Below are 16,433 nucleotides of genomic sequence, written 5' to 3' on the forward strand. Positions count from 1 at the left end.
ATCGTATTCGGTTCTTTATTAGAATAAAAAAACACTTTTACTTCAAGGTGTTAGATTTCTCATTTTGCATCTACTCAGAACTTTGATAGTTTAGTTTTATTAATAACCTCACGCTTTGTCTTCATGCAGTTAAAACCATTGCTTACACTCATCATTTTTATGTGGGTTTTAGTCGGATGTGATAAACCACCTATGACGCAGCTTGAGCGCGTGCAACAAAAGCGCGAATTAAAGGTAGGCACTCTGGCAGGGCCTGCAAATTTTTATCAGGCACAGCAAAGCGAGCAAGGCTTCGAATATGAGTTAACACAAGCGTTTGCAAACTCGCTTAACGTCAAACTCAATATCGTGCCGTTTTATAGCTTGCCAGAGCTTTTCCAACGTTTAGACAGTGGCGATTTAGATTTTATTGCCGCCGGACTCAGTTACCACCCACAACGTGGCGAACATTATCGCTTTGGTCCAAGTTACCGAGCCATTAGCCAAAAGCTAGTTTATAAACAGGGGCCAAGACGACCGAGAAGCTTTGAAGAGGTCAACGCCCCTATTACTGTGTTAGCAGGCTCAAATCACTTAATTAGCTTACAAGAAGCGAAAAAAACATACCCCAATATAGACATGCACGTTGTTGATGATGTGGATGAAGAAGAGTTACTACAAAACATCATTGACGAAAAAATTAGCTATACAATTGCTGATTCTCACTCTCTTGCCCTTTTCCGCCGTTACCACCCAGAAGTCAGTATTGCTTTTTCGATCACAAAACAAGATTCAATCAGTTGGATAATGCGTAAAGACGCCGATGATTCGCTCTACGCACTACTGATGCCATTTTTTGACAAAGTAAATCAAAACGGAAAATTAGCAGAGCTTGAAGAAAAATACTTTGGCCATGTGGAAACATTTAACTATGTAAACACCCTCGCCTTTGTTGAAGCCACGAAAGAAGTACTCCCTAATTACCAAGCATGGTTTGAAAAATACTCAAAACAAAACAAATTAGATTGGCGATTATTAGCCGCATTAAGCTACCAAGAATCCATGTGGAAACCGAGAGCAAAATCACCCACAGGGGTACGTGGCATCATGATGCTCACGCAACCAACGGCAAAACAGGTCGGTGTAAAAAACCGCCTTAAACCTGAGCAAAACATTAGAGGGGGAGCAATTTATTTAAGTAAACTGATCAAACGTGTTCCCAAGTCCGTACAATATCCAGACAATGTTTGGTTTGCGATGGCGTCTTACAATGTAGGCTGGGGGCATGTGAATGACGCACGTAAAATTACAGAGCAACAAGGTGGCGATCCAAGCCGCTGGGCCGATGTGAAAAAACGACTACCACTGTTGGTTAAAAAGCGCTACTATCGAAAAACACGATATGGATATGCACGTGGGGATGTGGCAGTTCAATACGTTGATAACATCCGCCGATATTATGATGCGCTGGTTTGGTTAGACGAAAACGGTGCGCTCAATTCAGAAAACGGACAAAAGTGACGCTTTCGGTCGCGTTGTCACATATTTGCAATCATTCCCTGTAATTCTGCCAATCGTAGTATCAATCAATTTTCTTAAATAACTAGTTATGTTGTTTGATATATGTACCAAAGATATTGGTATGGTTTAATCTCTCACAATTAGGAGGTGTCGATGCTTAACAGACGTCGTACTCACCAATTTAAACGAAACACTTCTCATACGTCACCAAATCGTAGACGTGTTTTGACTAAAAATTCGCACAAGAAGGTGCTTAATCGAAGAAAAGCGTTCGCCATCATGCAAATGGATGAAATGGCAGAAAAAAATGAAGCAGCAGCTCAACCTTCTTGAGCTGCTTGTTTTGCCAACCTTTTCGCTTCTTTAATTTCTTTTCTGCGGCGACGAAAAAAAGCTGATAATTTTTCTGCACACTGATCAGCCATCACACCCGAAGTCACCTCTAACTGATGATTTAACTTAGGCTCTCTAACGATATTCATAATGGAACCCGCAGAACCCGTTTTTGCATCAGCTGCGCCATATACTAAGCGCTTAATTCGACTGTGAACAAGTAAACCAGCGCACATAGGACAAGGTTCAAGGGTGACATATAAAGTGCAATCAATCAGGCGATAATTCTCGATTTTCTTACCGGCTTCTCGCACTGCCATCATCTCAGCATGGGCTGATGGATCATGGTTACAAATTGACTGATTCCAACCCGCGCCTACGAGCTCACCATCTTTCACTAACACGGCCCCAACAGGAATTTCATTCTGTTGCTCAGCTTTATCAGCATACTCTAGCGCCTTTTGCATCCAGTATTGATCTTGCTCGATTTCTGTCATTAGTGTCTGTTACTGCTACTATTTAGGAAGTTTAAGCGCAAATATACCACATTTAATTGCAATATTTGTCGATTTGCCATGGCTCAAGCTCCCGCATTTAGGCTATAATTCGCCGCTTTTTTTATTTCTTGAGCTATTATACCCGAACAATCTCAAGATAAATGACTCAGAGCATGGCGTTCTATTTTCAGTTCAAAGAAAAGGACGCTTTGTAATGACTGGTCCTTTTCAAGTTCTTTGATGAAGAAATATGGCTGAAGGCGAGCTTGAGTAAGTTTGGGTATACACACACACGGGTAACACATGAAATTTCCGGGACGCCGCAGGCATAAACATTATTTTCCGGTGGAAGATAAAGACCCACTACTAGACCAGATCAGTAGTGAAGATGGGCTTAAGCGCAGTTATATTTGCGGCATAGACCAAATAGTTGTCGATATCGAAGCTAAAGTTGATCAAGCATTTCTTGATGAATTTGGCCTACAACGAGGTATGTCACAAGTCATCGAAAGTGAGGTGACGAACGCGTTATATGACCGTCTTAAACGCGAAAATATGATCGATTATGAATTTGCAGGTGGCACCATAGGTAATACCATGCACAATTACTCGGTGTTAGCCGACGATCGCTCAGTACTGCTTGGTGTAATGAGTGAAAACATAAAGATTGGTAGTTACGCATACAAGTTTTTATGCAATACCTCTAGCCGAGTCGATCTGGATTATTTGCAACCAGTTGACGGCCCTATTGGTCGCTGCTTCACATTAATTGACGATACAGGGGAACGTACATTTGCGATCAGCCCTGGCTTAATGAATCACTTAAAGCCTGAGTCAATTCCAGAGCAACTTATTGCAAATGCTTCAGCACTGGTGATTAGCGCCTACCTAATGCGCACATCTGGTGATGAGACGATGACAGAGGCAACACTTCAAGCAGTTAAATACGCGAATGAAGCCAACGTTCCGGTTGTTTTATCACTCGGTACCAAATTTTTAATCGAGCAAGATCCTAAGTGGTGGGCTGAGTTTGTCGAAAAACATGTCGACATCTTAGCGATGAACGAAGAAGAAGGTGAAGCAATCACAGGCTTCAGCGATCCGTTATTGGCTGCTGACAAAGCGCTCGATTGGGTTGACCTTGTTATTTGTACCGCAGGCCCGAAAGGCCTCGTTATGGCAGGTTATGTTGATGATGAATTCAAACGTGAAACAGAATACCCGTTACTGCCTGGTGCCATTGCTGAATTCAACCAGTATGAATTTTCACGATCTATGCGTAAAGGTGCATGTGTTAACCCGATTAAAGTTTACGCACATACAGCGCCTTATATGGGTGGTCCTGATTCAATTAAAAATACCAATGGTGCGGGCGACTGTGCGTTAGCTGCGGTATTGCATGACTTATCAGCCAACGAATACCATAAAATGAATGTGCCAAATTCAGCAAAGCACGAGCACACTGCTATTACTTACTCATCATTAGCTCAGATCAGTAAGTATGCAAACCGTGCAAGCTATGAAGTTTTAGTACAGCACTCTCCTCGTTTATCGAGAGGTTTACCAGAACGTGAAGATTCATTAGAACAAGCGTATTGGGAACAATAAGCAGATTTGTACTAAAACAAATTAAACTTATGAAGCCGACTAATCAGTCGGCTTTATTGTATTTATGATTGCATATTTATGATTAAGTAAGTTTTAATGATTTATATGTTCAGCAAGATATTCTAATGCGGCTATTCCCGCGACCGAATTGCCATAACTGTCTAAACCTGGAGACCACACAGCGGCTGTAAACTGCCCCGGCAACACTGCGATAATAGTACCTGACACGCCTGACTTCCCCGGCATACCAACACGATAAGCAAAGTCGCCGGCTGCGTCATAAAGACCACTGGTAAATAATAAAGAATTGAGTTGTTTCGTTTGCTTTGCCGATAACACTTGCTCACCACTTTGCAAACAAACACCTTTATTACTCAAATAAGAAAACGTCTTAGCAAGTTCAACCACGTTCACCTCTATGGCGCAGTAATTAAAGTAACTCCAAAGCACTTTTTCGACGTCATTATCAAAGTTACCAAAGGACTTCATTAAATAAGCCATAGCAGCATTGCGATACCTATGCTGATATTCAGAGTTAGCCACAGTACGATTTATCACAACATTACTGTTACCCGACTGAGCTCTAAACTTCTCTAGTACAGCATGAATTGGTGCACTCAAACGAGAATAAAGTGCGTCTGCTGTAACGATAGCACCGGCATTAATAAAAGGGTTTCTTGGTTTACCTTGCTCGAACTCAAGCTGAGTCAATGAGTTAAAAGCTGTTCCTGATGGCTCTTTGCCAACACGCTGCCACAACTCATCCCCATAACGCTGTAATGCCATGGTTAAGGTTAGTGCCTTTGACACTGATTGCACTGTAAATTTATTACTGACATCTCCAGCCGAGTATACTTTGCCATCAGTGGTTTGCAGCGCAATAGCAAACTGGCCTTTCTTTTGCTCGGCAAGCGCAGGAATATAGGTCGCAACTTCTCCCTGGTGAGAAAAAGACTCAACATGCTGGCATGTTTTTTCTAATAAAGTTTGATAATCAAGCACTAAATAAAGACCATAATTTTTTTCACAATATAGCCGAAGTTAAAGCGCCAAAACACCAGTCGATATTCTTAACTAACAATATTAATTCAATACAAAAAACTGATTTCTCTACCAGCTTTCTTGATTAAGTGGTCAATTTTGAGAAAAGGTATTAGTTATAAACGAAACAAACCCGGTAATTCGGGCTTGTTTCGTTGTATTTGCAATAAACTTATTGACTTAGGTTCATCTCTTGAATAATTTCGTGGGCGATAGGTGGTGTGGTACTCACTGGTTTTTCATGCCTATCTGCTTTTAACTGACCTTTTCTATGCTTAAGGGCTGCATCTAGTTTTTTTGCGGCATTTGCAATTGCCGGATACATAACTTCACCTTCTCCTTTTACCGCTACGCGTGCGCCTTCATAGTTAGTGCTAATTTCAGTATAAAACTGGTTGTGCTCTTTGCTAATGATGATGTCTAAGGCTATCAATGAAGGAAAATGCGTTGCGATTTTGGCAAACTTTTCTTGGACATGCTGTTTTACTGCGTCGGTTACATCTACGTGATGACCAGAAAGATTTATTTTCATAGGGTATCCTTTTTTTGTTTACCTCAACTACAGTATTGAGGGCAAAATTGGATTTCACAAGCAAAAAAATAGAAATTTTATTTTAATAAGAATGCCATTTGATTCAGATCAGCGCCACATTGCAAGTGCCTAAAAAGAAAACATCTTTCTATGGTTTTGAGTTGACTGAGGTTTATCTTGCTAGAAATGAAAAAGCCTCGCTATTGCGAGGCTTTTCAATGATGGTGCCCAGAGGCGGAATCGAACCACCGACACGAGGATTTTCAATCCTCTGCTCTACCGACTGAGCTATCTGGGCAAATCTTGTTTTGTATTAAAAATTTTATGGAATTTTCAATTCTATTCCCGAAAGCTCAACCTAAAGAGCTATCTGGAAAAAATTCTAATTGAATTTAGGCTTAGTTTTACTTCTTAGCGAGAAAATGGTGCCGACTATCCGAGTCGAACGGATGACCTACTGATTACAAGTCAGTTGCTCTACCAACTGAGCTAAGTCGGCAACACCAAAAATAAGTGGTGCCCAGAGGCGGAATCGAACCACCGACACGAGGATTTTCAATCCTCTGCTCTACCGACTGAGCTATCTGGGCAAAAATTTTTTGTATTAACAACCTAACGGATTTTCAATACAATTCCCGAAAGCTCTACTTACTGAGCTATCTGGGCAATTTGCTTAGTTTTAATTCCTAGCATAAGAAATGGTGCCGACTATCCGAGTCGAACGGATGACCTACTGATTACAAGTCAGTTGCTCTACCAACTGAGCTAAGTCGGCAACACCGAAAATAAGTGGTGCCCAGAGGCGGAATCGAACCACCGACACGAGGATTTTCAATCCTCTGCTCTACCGACTGAGCTATCTGGGCAATTTGCTTAATTTTAATTCCTAGCAAAAGAAATGGTGCCGACTATCCGAGTCGAACGGATGACCTACTGATTACAAGTCAGTTGCTCTACCAACTGAGCTAAGTCGGCAACACCAAAAATAAGTGGTGCCCAGAGGCGGAATCGAACCACCGACACGAGGATTTTCAATCCTCTGCTCTACCGACTGAGCTATCTGGGCAAACACGTTACCAAAACAATTAAACTTGCTAACCATCTTGGCGTGCGGCGTATTAAACGAGTTTTACCCCAGCAAGTCAACCCTTTTTTTAAAAGCCACGTTCACTTGCCTAGTTTTCAACCATTCGAATTAAACATTAAACAGCACAGAACTTATTTGCTTAAAATAACAACAGTATAGAAGATGTTGATTTACAAAATATAGTGATTTAATAACTAAAAACGTCGAGCTTTAATAAACAGAGAGTGTTACGATTGAATACTTAATAGACCAATAATAATGACATTCTAGAGCAGTTAAATCGGACCTTATCAATGCCAAACTCTGAGAATATAAAACTATCAGGCTTTTTACCTCTGGTGCTAACAAGTATATTAACTGTTGGCTCTATTTGTGCTGCAGCCGCTTACTTTCTTCCTAAATCACAACAAGCACCACAAATTGATTTTGCCAATCAAGCACAACAGCTTTCTGAGCCACTTGCAAATACTATGATGAAACAAGGGTTCAGTCAGGTTAAGAAGTTACTGGCTGGTATTTCAGAGGCCGATCCTAATACCCAATATTATTTATATAGTATGACGGGTATGGCAGAGCCCGCTCTCATCTTCCAAAGTAACGAAACAGCAATTGCACCAATTTCACAAGTGAAGCAATTTAAAGTTGGCAACACGCTCACTGTTCATCAACCTTTAAAACTTGATGGACAATATGTTGGCGAATTGGTTATACAGCACAAAGTAAAAACCAGCAGTAACACAAGCAATATCGCATATGGTTTATTTGCACTGGCTTTATTGATGGCATTTGGTTTCGCACTTTTTGCACAGCGCCGCCTCGCTCAACAGCTTGCGACTGACAAGCAAAAGCTAAAATCAGAGCTTAAAAAGGTGACAGAAGAGCAAGATTATAAAAGGTTAATTGATAGCAACTTAGGATTTGGTTTTGACGAAGTAGCTCAATCTATTAATGATGTACTACAACAAGTGCAGACTTCGATAGACAATAATCAAACTTCTGAAAAAGAGCTCAAGCAGCTTCAAACTAGCTTAGAAACAGAAGTACAAGCTAGAACACTGGCACTTGAAAAGGCGACTATGAACGCCGAACGTGCCAATGAAGCCAAAACGACTTTCTTAGCGACTATGAGTCATGAGATCAGAACACCGATGAATGGTGTTATTGGTACAATTGATTTGTTACGCCAAACAGATTTAGATGGCGCACAACATCGCCTCAGTACCATCATTCGTGATTCAGCTTTCTCTTTGCTGGGTATTTTGGACGATATTCTAGACTTCTCTAAAATTGAAGCCGGCAAGCTACAAATAGATAACACCGCTTTTTCTGTTACTGATACCATTGAAGAAGTGGCACGCGTTTTATCTTCTGTGGCTAAAAAACGTAAACTCGACTTACAACTGGCAATCGCCCCAGATATTCCTAAAAACCTAATTGGCGACAATATTCGTGTTCGTCAGGTTTTATATAACCTGTGTAGTAATGCCATAAAGTTCACAACCACAGACGAAAACCGACAAGGCTTTGTAAAAGTCGCAGTAGAAGTTGCACAAAATACCTCTGAGCATTACACATTACGGTTTTCTGTGACAGATAACGGTAAAGGCATGACGCAACTGCAATTGCGTGAGATTTTTAATCCGTTTATTCAAGCTGAAAACTCGATCACCCGTGAATATGGTGGAACCGGATTAGGCCTTTCCATTTGTAAAAGCCTAATTGAGCTTATGCTGGGCTCAATTAATGTCACCAGTGATTTGGGGATGGGCAGTGAATTCGTGGTCGAATTACCATTTAGTACCCACGGCAAAGTTGAATATGCTAACAAAGCCGTGCTAGCGCAAAAACCAGTTGTTGTGCTCACTGATAACCCAGCGCGTAAAGCAATTCTGTGTCGTTACCTTTCATTTATGGGTGCTAATACTTACGCCATTGAATCAATTGATGAAGCTGAAGAATTCCAGCACACACCAAATTTAATTTGGGTGCTTGATGGCTTAGATGGCATGGCCCCAGTGAATGATCAGTTACGCTCTCTGCTTTATTCACTAGAACAAAATAAACAGCAAGTAATTGTATTAAGCACCATGGACGAGTCTGCACTTAATCATGCTAACATTTTCTATTTGAATGCGGCACCATTATGTAAGAGCAGCTTTATGACATCAGTAATGGTTGCTGCTGGATTACACAAACCTAAGCAATTAAAGAAAGCGACCTCTTTTAATAACTTCTTAAATGTCGATAAAGCACGCGCAGAGAACAAGCTTGTACTATTAGCGGAAGATAATGTCTTAAACCAACAAGTATTGACTGACCAACTTCACTTACTTGGCTATGGCGTTGAAGTCGCTGAAAATGGGGAAGAAGGGCTGGCAATGTGGAAGAAAAACCACTATCCGATCATTCTGACCGATTTACATATGCCGAAAATGTCAGGTTATGACATGGTTAAAGCCATTCGTGATGAAGCAGAAAAGAGCCACGATATCAAAGCTCAACCCTATATTATTGCGGTAACGGCCAACGCTTTGAAGGGTGAGAAAGAGCGTTGTATTGCAACGGGTATGAATGACTACATTACCAAGCCGATTGAATTAAATGTTTTAGAGGCAACACTTGCAAAATGGCAGCCTGAAAAACATATTCAAATGTCAGCTTCTCAAGAAAGTAGCGCGGATGACTCAACTTTATCTGATGAAAATACAGGAACATCTGACGAACTTTCTATTTCTAGCGCTCAACAAGCAAAGAGTGAAAGCACGCAATTTGAAAACGTAGTTGATCATGAGCCAAAAGCTGAGACATCTAAAACAAATACACCTGATGTAAGTACAGCTTTTGATTCTGATTTAAACAGGTCTGAAGAACAACCTAAACTATCGCAAGCTGCAATAGAAGATGATGTTCATACTATAGATATCGATGCTTTAACAGAAACAGATAACGCTCATTTAGCATGGCAAGAGCCTGAGACAGAAGAGACAAAATCGACAACTACTTATGAAGATAGCTATGATTTTGATTTATCATTACAGGCTCACGAAGCCGATAATCTAGAATGGCAAGACGAAACATCATCTACACCTTCTTCACACACTCCTTCTGAAGAGACTTTAGACCTTAGCCAATTTGCTGAGAGTGACAGTGATTTAGAGTGGAAAGACGATGCCAGCAATGCACAAGCAGATGAGTTTGAACACGAAATAAATATCGATAATATTGAAGTAGACAGTCAAGACAATATTGATTGGCAAAACCTTAATGATATTGATGAAACTGATTCAGCCTCTTCTGAAGATAAAACAGAAACTGCGATAACAGATACTTTAACTGAAGAAACTGAAGAGACTGAAGAAAATGGACAGGTTGGACCTCTCGCTCCTTCTCAGGCAAGCGCTTTAACCGGCTCTCTAAGTGCTATTTCTTTAGAATCTACTTGGGAAGCAACACCTGCAGCCCAGGCTTCAGATAATACTATTCCAACACCAAGCTTTGGTTTAGCACCGGAGGGGACTTCGCAAGATGCGCTTAACCCAGCAAGCACTCAAGTAGACACTGCACCTGAAATTAAAGTGCTTGTTGAAGATATAGTAGAAATTGATACTCCTAGTGAAGTAAAACCTATAGAGCCAGAATTTAGTGAAGTTGAGGCTTCTACCGAAAGTGATTTACCTGCTGAAGAAAGTATTGAAGAGCCGCAAGTCGATATATCAACACTCTCTGTAGTCGATATTGATATGTTTGATAAATACGTCAATCACGATGAAGCAAAAAAGCTGCGCTTCTTTAGAATGTACCTCGAACAAAGTAGTGAGTTGATCCGTGATATTTTTGCCAATGTCATGACGCGCGAACAAGACAAGATCATCTCAGACTGCCACCAGCTCAAATCGATTTCAAAGACCGTGGGTGCTATGCAAGTGGCCGAAATCGCGATTCAATTCGAGCAGGCATGTAAAGACCGCGAATTAAACATTGATGAGCTAATTAGTTTTAGAGACAGGTTAGACGATTACTACACCGATGCGATGATGTTCATGCAAGACTTCATCAAGCAACGCTCAGAGTAAGCCTGCAGAATATAAAAAGCCCGCTAGTTCTAAACTGCGGGCTTTTTTGTAGCTGTTTTATTGTGATTAGCTTTAACTAAGCAAAGTTCAGATTAACTACCATGCCAAAGCATATAAAGCAGTTTAATCACCAAAGACACCATCACTAAAGGCAAAATATACTTACTATATTTTTGCATTTTGTGTAGCCCCAAGCTCTCCTGATAACGCTCCAACAGTGGGATCAAAATCAATAAGCTGATAACTAAACTACCAATTATAATCACTACATTCATAAAAACTCCTGTTTTACCAAGCCTGAAAGCTAGGCTATCTTCTTCTGCGTTGACGCTGCCCCAGTACACGTTTTTTATCTCTGTCTTTTCGTGCTTTATTGGTATTCTTACGGTTATCTTTGACCTCTCGGGTCAAGTCAGGTTCAAAACCACTTAGCCACTGTGGGGTTAATCGCTCATCTAATAACACTTCAAGCTCTTCAAGTAGCCACTGCTCATCTTGGCTGACTAAGCTAATAGCCTTACCCGAGCGCCCTGCTCGACCTGTACGACCAATTCGGTGAATATAGTCTTCTGCCACATAAGGTAGCTGAGCGTTAATCACGTGATCTAATGTACTGATGTCTATACCACGCGCCGCAACGTCAGTGGCAACAAGCACACGTACTTTGCCTTCTTTAAACTGTGTTAACCCCTTATCTCGAGCGCCTTGTGATTTATCGCCATGAATTGCACTGCTCGGCAAACCATCTTTGATTAGCTCTTTCACAAGGCTATCAGCCTGTGCTTTAGTGCGAGTAAACACCAATACTTGCTGCCAGTTGTTTTTACCAATTAAATAAGCAATGACAGCAGCTTTCTTCTCTTCATCAATGGCATAGAAAGTTTGCTCAATCGCCTCAACGGTGGTGTTTTGCTGCTCTATACCTACACGCTTAGGATCGGATAACCAACGGCTAGCCAGCTTCTCAACACTTTCATCTAAAGTTGCTGAAAACAGCATGGTTTGTGGTGAGTCAGGTACATGACGCATAATGCGTTTTATCTCACCAATAAAGCCCATATCTAACATTCTATCTGCTTCATCAAAAACCAAATGTTCAAGTTGACTGAGTGACAAAGTGCCTTTGATTAAATGATCGAGTAAACGCCCTGGCGTTGCGATGACAATATCAATGCCTGCCTTCAAACGTTTCTCTTGAGGGCCAATATTTGCACCACCATAAAGACATACCACTTTCAATTCAGTATTAGCTGCATATTGCTGAGTATTCTCAGCAACTTGTTGCGCTAGCTCTCGCGTTGGCGCAAGTACTAGCGCCCTAACTTGGCCTTGTTTTTTTTCATCACTTAATAGGTTATTCAGGATCGGTAACATAAACGCCGCAGTTTTACCCGTACCAGTCTGCGCAGTCGCGATGATGTCTTTGCCTGTGAGTGCAAGTGGAATAGTCTGCGATTGAATATCAGTTGGTTTTTCGAACCCGAGTGTTTCAAGAGCAGAATGAATGGCCGGTGCCAAAGAAAAGGAGGAGAAAGACATAAGTAACACTGCGAATAAATAAACTGTGTGCAGTATAACAAAAACGCGCCTGAGGCGCGCTTTATGGTGATATTGTTTATTATCTTATTATATTATTATCTTAGAGAGTTGCTTTGCGCTCATTGTAATAAGCAATCAAGTCGTCGATTGCCTGTTGGTCATAGGCTTTAATACCCGACACTAGCATATGCTTTTCACCACGACCGACTTTTTTACCTTCACTGATGAAGTTAAATTTAAGAATGATTTTGCCGCGCTTGCCTTCGTATTCGAACTCAGGTGTATCCGTTTCTAATTCAACCGACTTTACATTGATATCATCAAAATGGATCGCCATTGACTCGTAAATAACCATAGGGCGAGCTGGGTTAATCATCACCTCTTTTTCACCCATCACAGGCACTATCATATGCGGGAAAGTTGTGCCTGAAAAAGCCACGTAATTTTTCGTTAAGCTTTCAATTAAAGTTGGGCATTGGCGTGTTTCACCATCACGTTTAACCGATAACATCACTTTCTCGCTTGATGTTACAGCAAACTCATCTGCCGCTTCAGGAAATTGAAGTTGTGACGTTTCGTCAACCATGCCTTCAAATTTGAAGTACATGTTCTCACTTACACCATAGCGCGATAATACCAATGAAAATAATAGATCACCTGGCACACAAAACTTCTTCGCATCAGCATCATGTAATGGGTTAAAGTCATCTGCTACTTTTTTAGCGAATTGGCTACCCTGCTCACGTGTGATCGTGACAAATTCAGCATCTTGTTGGTAGTAAGGCGTTAACATACATCTAGTTCCACAACTTTAAGGACGGGCTATAGTAGCAGAATAAAATGTTAGAGAGGTCGTATCTGTTGTGAAATTGATAAAAAAGCACCAATAAAAAAGCCACTTTGAAATAAAGTGGCCTTTAAGTAGATATGAATCAGAATACTAGGGCATGTTTATCTTTGAGGTATGAATTTTGTTCAAATCAAAGGCTTTCAATACGCGAAATGAGCTGCGCAGCATAACTAGTTATGTAAGTGGCGAGTGACAAAGTAGTGGAAGCCTTTGGTTGAACTCTTCGAGCAGCGCGAGTTGGACATTTATTCAGCGTTATCGGCTAACTTACATAGAACAACTATGCTTCGTAGCCTCTTGCCTTGCCTAAACATCCAACTCACTGCTGCAAAAACACACAGCAAAGGTCAACACGCCCTCACTTACGCTTTTGGATAGTCGCGATATGCTTTTTCTAACTTCTTAGCTTGCTTCTTAGATACACCAATGTGCTCAAGTGCCACACGTAAACGTGCACGAGACAGATCTGAACCTAAAATTTCCATTGCATCTACAACCGACGTTGAAGACGTTTTACCCGTGATAGCAACAAAGATTGGCTCTAAGAAATCTTTGATTTTTAATTCGTGATGCGTTGCTACTGCTTTTGCAATCGCGAAGATCTCATCTTTTGTCCAGCTACGTAGCGTTTCAAGTTCCCAGATAAAGAACTGTAATGCCTGACGCACAACGTCTTCGTCTGCTTTACCCGCAGTTAATAGCGCAGGGTCGTATTCAGGAATACCACCCACAAAGTGACCTGCTAAGTCAACTAAGTCTGACAGCTTGTTAATACGCGTTTTAGCTTGAGGTAAAATGCGAGATAATGTATCGCCGTTGAACTTCCAATCAACAAAGCGCTGAATCAGTTCTTCATCAGATAGGTTTTCGCGGATCCAAAGGCCGTTTAACCAATTTAGTTTATCGATGTCGAAAATTGGGCCACCAAGTGATACACGCTTCATGTCGAAGTGTTCGATCATTTCAGCAAGGGTGAACTTTTCACGTTCATCAGGCATTGACCAACCCATACGACCTAAATAGTTAAGTAGTGCTTCTGGCAAGAAACCCATCTCTTTATAGTAGTTAATCGACGTCGGATTCTTACGCTTAGATAGCTTAGATTTATCTGGGTTACGGAGTAGTGGTAGGTGACCAAGTACAGGCGCTTCCCAACCAAAATCTTCATACAGCTTTAATAGCTTAGGTGCTGAGTTGATCCACTCTTCGCCACGGAAGATATGACTGATCTGCATGTGGTGATCATCAACAACGTTCGCTAAGAAATACGTTGGGAAACCATCTGCTTTTAAAAGCACTTGCATGTCTACGTTTTCCCACGGGATCTCAATCTCACCACGTAGGTAATCGTTAAACTTGAAGCTACCTTCTGTTGGGATCTTCATACGGATAACGTAAGGTTTACCCGCTTCAAGGTTTGCTTTGATTTCGTCTTCGCTTAACAACAGACCACGACCGTCGTACTTAGGACGAAGACCTTCAGCCATTTGCTGCTCGCGCATTTCGTCTAGCTCTTCGGCTGTTGCGAAACAGTAAAACGCTTTACCTTCGTCCACTAACTGCTGTGCAAATTGCTTGTATAAATCGCTGCGCTCTGACTGGCGGTATGGACCAAACTCACCGCCCACATCTGGGCCATGATCCCAGTTAAGACCTAACCAACGCAGGCTATCCATGATCGCTTGCTCTGATTCAGGCGTGCTACGCACTTGGTCTGTATCTTCAATACGAAGAACAAACTCACCGCCTTGTTGCTTAGCAAAACAGTAATTGAAAAGGGCAATATAAGCTGTGCCTAAGTGCGGATCACCTGTTGGTGATGGAGCTACACGAGTACGGATAGTCATGTGATTTCTCTTAATTGATCAGACAATAAAATAATGGCGGGTATGCTAGCACACCCGCCATTATTCGACAAAAAATTACCTAGTATTTTGAGTTTTTTAAGCGGCTTTATCTAAGCCTTGCAAAAACGCAACTATGTCACTTGATTCATACATCCAAGTCACCTTACCTTGCTCTTCGATACGCAAACATGGCACTTTAACTTTACCACCCTGCTCAGCTAGCTCTTGACGATAAGTTTCGTTATTTTTTGCATCGCGAGTTTCCACTTTTAAGCCTTCTCGTTTGATAGCACGGCGTACTTTTACACAGAAAGGACATGCTTCAAATTGATAAAGCTTAAAGCTCTCCGTTTTTGCATCAAGCTGTTTCTGCACCTGTGCTTCACGTTTTTTACTTCTAGGCGTGAAAATAAAGTTTAAAAGAAGAATGATACAGCCTAAAAACCAACGGACAAATTTCATAATAACTCCAACGCTTAAAAATTCCGCTGAGTGTATCACAAATTAAAACAATTCAATATCGCAGTCAGTAATCACTTGTGGTTCCAAATTGAGCTGTTGATAATCAGTTACTTGGTTTCGACCATTTTCTTTTGAATAATAAAGTGCTTTGTCGGCCTTATTCACTAATTCAGATAACTGAAAATCATCCCCTACCTGAATAAAGCCAACACTCATGGTGACATGGCTCACTTGTGGAAAGCGAGTATTTGCCACTAGCTCTCTTGCTCTATCTAGTACTTTCCATGCTAACTCGGCATGTTCTGTTGAAAATAAAATTGCGAACTCTTCGCCGCCATAACGGAAAAGTAGATCATCAAACCGAAAATGCGATTTGAGTAATTGCGATACCAACACAATCACTTCATCTCCAATTACATGCCCATAGGTATCATTGACCTTTTTAAAGTGGTCAATATCTGACATGGCTAAAAACCAACTATTCTCAGGATCAGTTTTCTTGGTTTGCATACAGTTCTCACTGTGCATAATGTCAGTAAGTTGTTGTTCAAAACTCTGCCTGTTAAGTAATTGAGATAATGGATCTATCGCACTATTATGAAGCAACTTCAGTTGCAAAAAGTACACATCTAACAAATGGAGTATCAACCCTTCCTCTTTATCAGAGAGAATAACACTACCGGGATTATTGACTTTATTGGTAACAATCAACCCACCTAAAGGTTGAATGTCAGTTTTCGCGAAGAAGAAAGTTCTTGAAGGCTGCTTTAATAACTTGATGTGCTCGGGTAAATCTTGCAGCGCACTCTTAAATAAATTTAGTAGTGTGTTGCACTCTTCTTGTCGGATCACACCTGAAGCATGGACAGTAAATTGAAATTCAATTTGCGCCTTAACATGACAACACTTTTTACTAAAAAAATAAGCATCAAATCTATCGCTAAGCAACTCTTGCAAGAGCAAACTAAAGCAAAGGTTTAAGTCAGATTCATTTTTTTGAGAGACTAGCTGTTTTACTAATCCATATCCGCAGTTTGATGTTTGCATGAAAAGATTGAATTTGG

Annotated in this window: 12 protein-coding genes, 7 tRNA genes and 2 pseudogenes; 5 read left to right on the forward strand and 16 right to left on the reverse strand. The window is 41.0% G+C overall.

Annotated elements, in window-relative coordinates; translation table 11 throughout:
* Positions 1-123 precede the first annotated feature (123 nt).
* The gene (mltF, locus tag ACGHEH_RS16055) at positions 124-1,500 is read left to right on the forward strand and encodes a membrane-bound lytic murein transglycosylase MltF (RefSeq protein ID WP_390447266.1); all 1,377 of its coding nucleotides are present in this window, start codon (positions 124-126) and stop codon (positions 1,498-1,500) included.
* 153 nt (positions 1,501-1,653) lie between these two features.
* Entirely contained in the window at positions 1,654-1,833 is a 180-nt protein-coding gene (locus ACGHEH_RS16060; protein ID WP_390447269.1) for a hypothetical protein, read from the forward strand.
* Here ACGHEH_RS16060 and tadA read toward each other — a convergent pair.
* The gene (tadA, locus tag ACGHEH_RS16065; protein ID WP_138483573.1) at positions 1,821-2,330 is read right to left on the reverse strand and encodes a tRNA adenosine(34) deaminase TadA; all 510 of its coding nucleotides are present in this window, start codon (positions 2,328-2,330) and stop codon (positions 1,821-1,823) included. The two genes, ACGHEH_RS16060 and tadA, sit on opposite strands and share 13 nt — an antisense overlap.
* A 303-nt stretch (positions 2,331-2,633) precedes the next feature.
* On the opposite strand from tadA, the gene ACGHEH_RS16070 reads away from it, so the two are divergent.
* Positions 2,634-3,938 (forward strand): inosine/guanosine kinase, encoded by a 1,305-nt coding sequence (locus tag ACGHEH_RS16070; RefSeq protein WP_390447272.1) that lies wholly within the window; start codon positions 2,634-2,636, stop codon positions 3,936-3,938.
* 93 nt (positions 3,939-4,031) lie between these two features.
* Here the strand turns inward: ACGHEH_RS16070 and glsB are convergent, their stop codons facing one another.
* From glsB to ACGHEH_RS16115, 9 genes are all read right to left on the reverse strand, one after another.
* Positions 4,032-4,940 carry a glutaminase B gene (gene glsB, locus ACGHEH_RS16075; RefSeq protein WP_390447274.1) on the reverse strand — a complete coding sequence of 303 codons (909 nt, stop codon included), beginning with the start codon at positions 4,938-4,940 and terminating at the stop codon, positions 4,032-4,034.
* 211 nt (positions 4,941-5,151) lie between these two features.
* Positions 5,152-5,511, reverse strand: a complete 360-nt coding sequence (hpf, locus tag ACGHEH_RS16080) for a ribosome hibernation-promoting factor, HPF/YfiA family (RefSeq protein WP_058029027.1) — start codon at positions 5,509-5,511, stop codon at positions 5,152-5,154.
* 222 nt (positions 5,512-5,733) lie between these two features.
* Positions 5,734-5,809 (reverse strand) — tRNA-Phe (locus ACGHEH_RS16085).
* A gap of 125 nt (positions 5,810-5,934) precedes the next feature.
* Positions 5,935-6,010 (reverse strand) — tRNA-Thr (locus ACGHEH_RS16090).
* A gap of 15 nt (positions 6,011-6,025) precedes the next feature.
* A tRNA-Phe gene (locus ACGHEH_RS16095) sits at positions 6,026-6,101 on the reverse strand.
* Between the two features lie 109 nt (positions 6,102-6,210).
* Positions 6,211-6,286, reverse strand: a tRNA-Thr gene (locus ACGHEH_RS16100).
* Between the two features lie 15 nt (positions 6,287-6,301).
* A tRNA-Phe gene (locus ACGHEH_RS16105) sits at positions 6,302-6,377 on the reverse strand.
* A gap of 33 nt (positions 6,378-6,410) precedes the next feature.
* Positions 6,411-6,486: transfer RNA gene (locus ACGHEH_RS16110), tRNA-Thr, on the reverse strand.
* A 15-nt stretch (positions 6,487-6,501) separates the two neighbouring features.
* Positions 6,502-6,577: transfer RNA gene (locus tag ACGHEH_RS16115), tRNA-Phe, on the reverse strand.
* A gap of 314 nt (positions 6,578-6,891) precedes the next feature.
* Here ACGHEH_RS16115 and ACGHEH_RS16120 point away from each other — a divergent pair.
* Together ACGHEH_RS16120 and ACGHEH_RS16125 are read left to right on the forward strand one after the other, a co-directional pair.
* Positions 6,892-9,240 (forward strand): annotated as a pseudogene (locus ACGHEH_RS16120) (ATP-binding protein); the annotation flags it as partial.
* Between the two features lie 1,155 nt (positions 9,241-10,395).
* Positions 10,396-10,671: pseudogene (locus tag ACGHEH_RS16125) on the forward strand (Hpt domain-containing protein); the annotation flags it as partial.
* Positions 10,672-10,763: 92 nt separating this feature from the next.
* Here ACGHEH_RS16125 and ACGHEH_RS16130 read toward each other — a convergent pair.
* The 6 genes from ACGHEH_RS16130 to ACGHEH_RS16155 form a co-directional block, all read right to left on the reverse strand.
* Complete coding sequence (locus ACGHEH_RS16130; protein ID WP_138567147.1) at positions 10,764-10,946, reverse strand: hypothetical protein; 183 nt, start codon at positions 10,944-10,946, stop codon at positions 10,764-10,766.
* A 34-nt stretch (positions 10,947-10,980) separates the two neighbouring features.
* Positions 10,981-12,210 (reverse strand): DEAD/DEAH box helicase, encoded by a 1,230-nt coding sequence (locus ACGHEH_RS16135; protein ID WP_390447277.1) that lies wholly within the window; start codon positions 12,208-12,210, stop codon positions 10,981-10,983.
* Between the two features lie 100 nt (positions 12,211-12,310).
* The gene (locus tag ACGHEH_RS16140; RefSeq protein WP_390447280.1) at positions 12,311-13,003 is read right to left on the reverse strand and encodes a DUF3581 family protein; all 693 of its coding nucleotides are present in this window, start codon (positions 13,001-13,003) and stop codon (positions 12,311-12,313) included.
* Positions 13,004-13,422: 419 nt separating this feature from the next.
* On the reverse strand, positions 13,423-14,907 hold the full coding sequence (gene gltX / locus ACGHEH_RS16145) for a glutamate--tRNA ligase (RefSeq protein WP_390447283.1): 1,485 nt from the start codon (positions 14,905-14,907) through the stop codon (positions 13,423-13,425).
* Positions 14,908-15,003: 96 nt separating this feature from the next.
* The gene (locus ACGHEH_RS16150; protein ID WP_390447286.1) at positions 15,004-15,369 is read right to left on the reverse strand and encodes a glutaredoxin family protein; all 366 of its coding nucleotides are present in this window, start codon (positions 15,367-15,369) and stop codon (positions 15,004-15,006) included.
* Positions 15,370-15,411: 42 nt separating this feature from the next.
* Positions 15,412-16,416, reverse strand: a complete 1,005-nt coding sequence (locus ACGHEH_RS16155) for a GGDEF domain-containing protein (protein WP_390447289.1) — start codon at positions 16,414-16,416, stop codon at positions 15,412-15,414.
* Positions 16,417-16,433: the final 17 nt, after the last annotated feature.

Origin of the sequence: Pseudoalteromonas sp. MTN2-4 (assembly GCF_042848605.1) — a bacterium.
Lineage (GTDB): Bacteria > Pseudomonadota > Gammaproteobacteria > Enterobacterales > Alteromonadaceae > Pseudoalteromonas.

Bases quoted from the DNA above. Each gene is read 5' to 3' on its own strand.
- mltF (WP_390447266.1), top strand. From the start codon at position 124: ATGCAGTTAAAACCATTGCTTACACTCATCATTTTTATGTGGGTTTTA.
- ACGHEH_RS16060 (WP_390447269.1), top strand. From the start codon at position 1,654: ATGCTTAACAGACGTCGTACTCACCAATTTAAACGAAACACTTCTCAT.
- tadA (WP_138483573.1), bottom strand. From the start codon at position 2,330: ATGACAGAAATCGAGCAAGATCAATACTGGATGCAAAAGGCGCTAGAG.
- ACGHEH_RS16070 (WP_390447272.1), top strand. From the start codon at position 2,634: ATGAAATTTCCGGGACGCCGCAGGCATAAACATTATTTTCCGGTGGAA.
- hpf (WP_058029027.1), bottom strand. From the start codon at position 5,511: ATGAAAATAAATCTTTCTGGTCATCACGTAGATGTAACCGACGCAGTA.
- ACGHEH_RS16130 (WP_138567147.1), bottom strand. From the start codon at position 10,946: ATGAATGTAGTGATTATAATTGGTAGTTTAGTTATCAGCTTATTGATT.
- ACGHEH_RS16135 (WP_390447277.1), bottom strand. From the start codon at position 12,210: ATGTCTTTCTCCTCCTTTTCTTTGGCACCGGCCATTCATTCTGCTCTT.
- ACGHEH_RS16140 (WP_390447280.1), bottom strand. From the start codon at position 13,003: ATGTTAACGCCTTACTACCAACAAGATGCTGAATTTGTCACGATCACA.
- gltX (WP_390447283.1), bottom strand. From the start codon at position 14,907: ATGACTATCCGTACTCGTGTAGCTCCATCACCAACAGGTGATCCGCAC.
- ACGHEH_RS16150 (WP_390447286.1), bottom strand. From the start codon at position 15,369: ATGAAATTTGTCCGTTGGTTTTTAGGCTGTATCATTCTTCTTTTAAAC.
- ACGHEH_RS16155 (WP_390447289.1), bottom strand. From the start codon at position 16,416: ATGCAAACATCAAACTGCGGATATGGATTAGTAAAACAGCTAGTCTCT.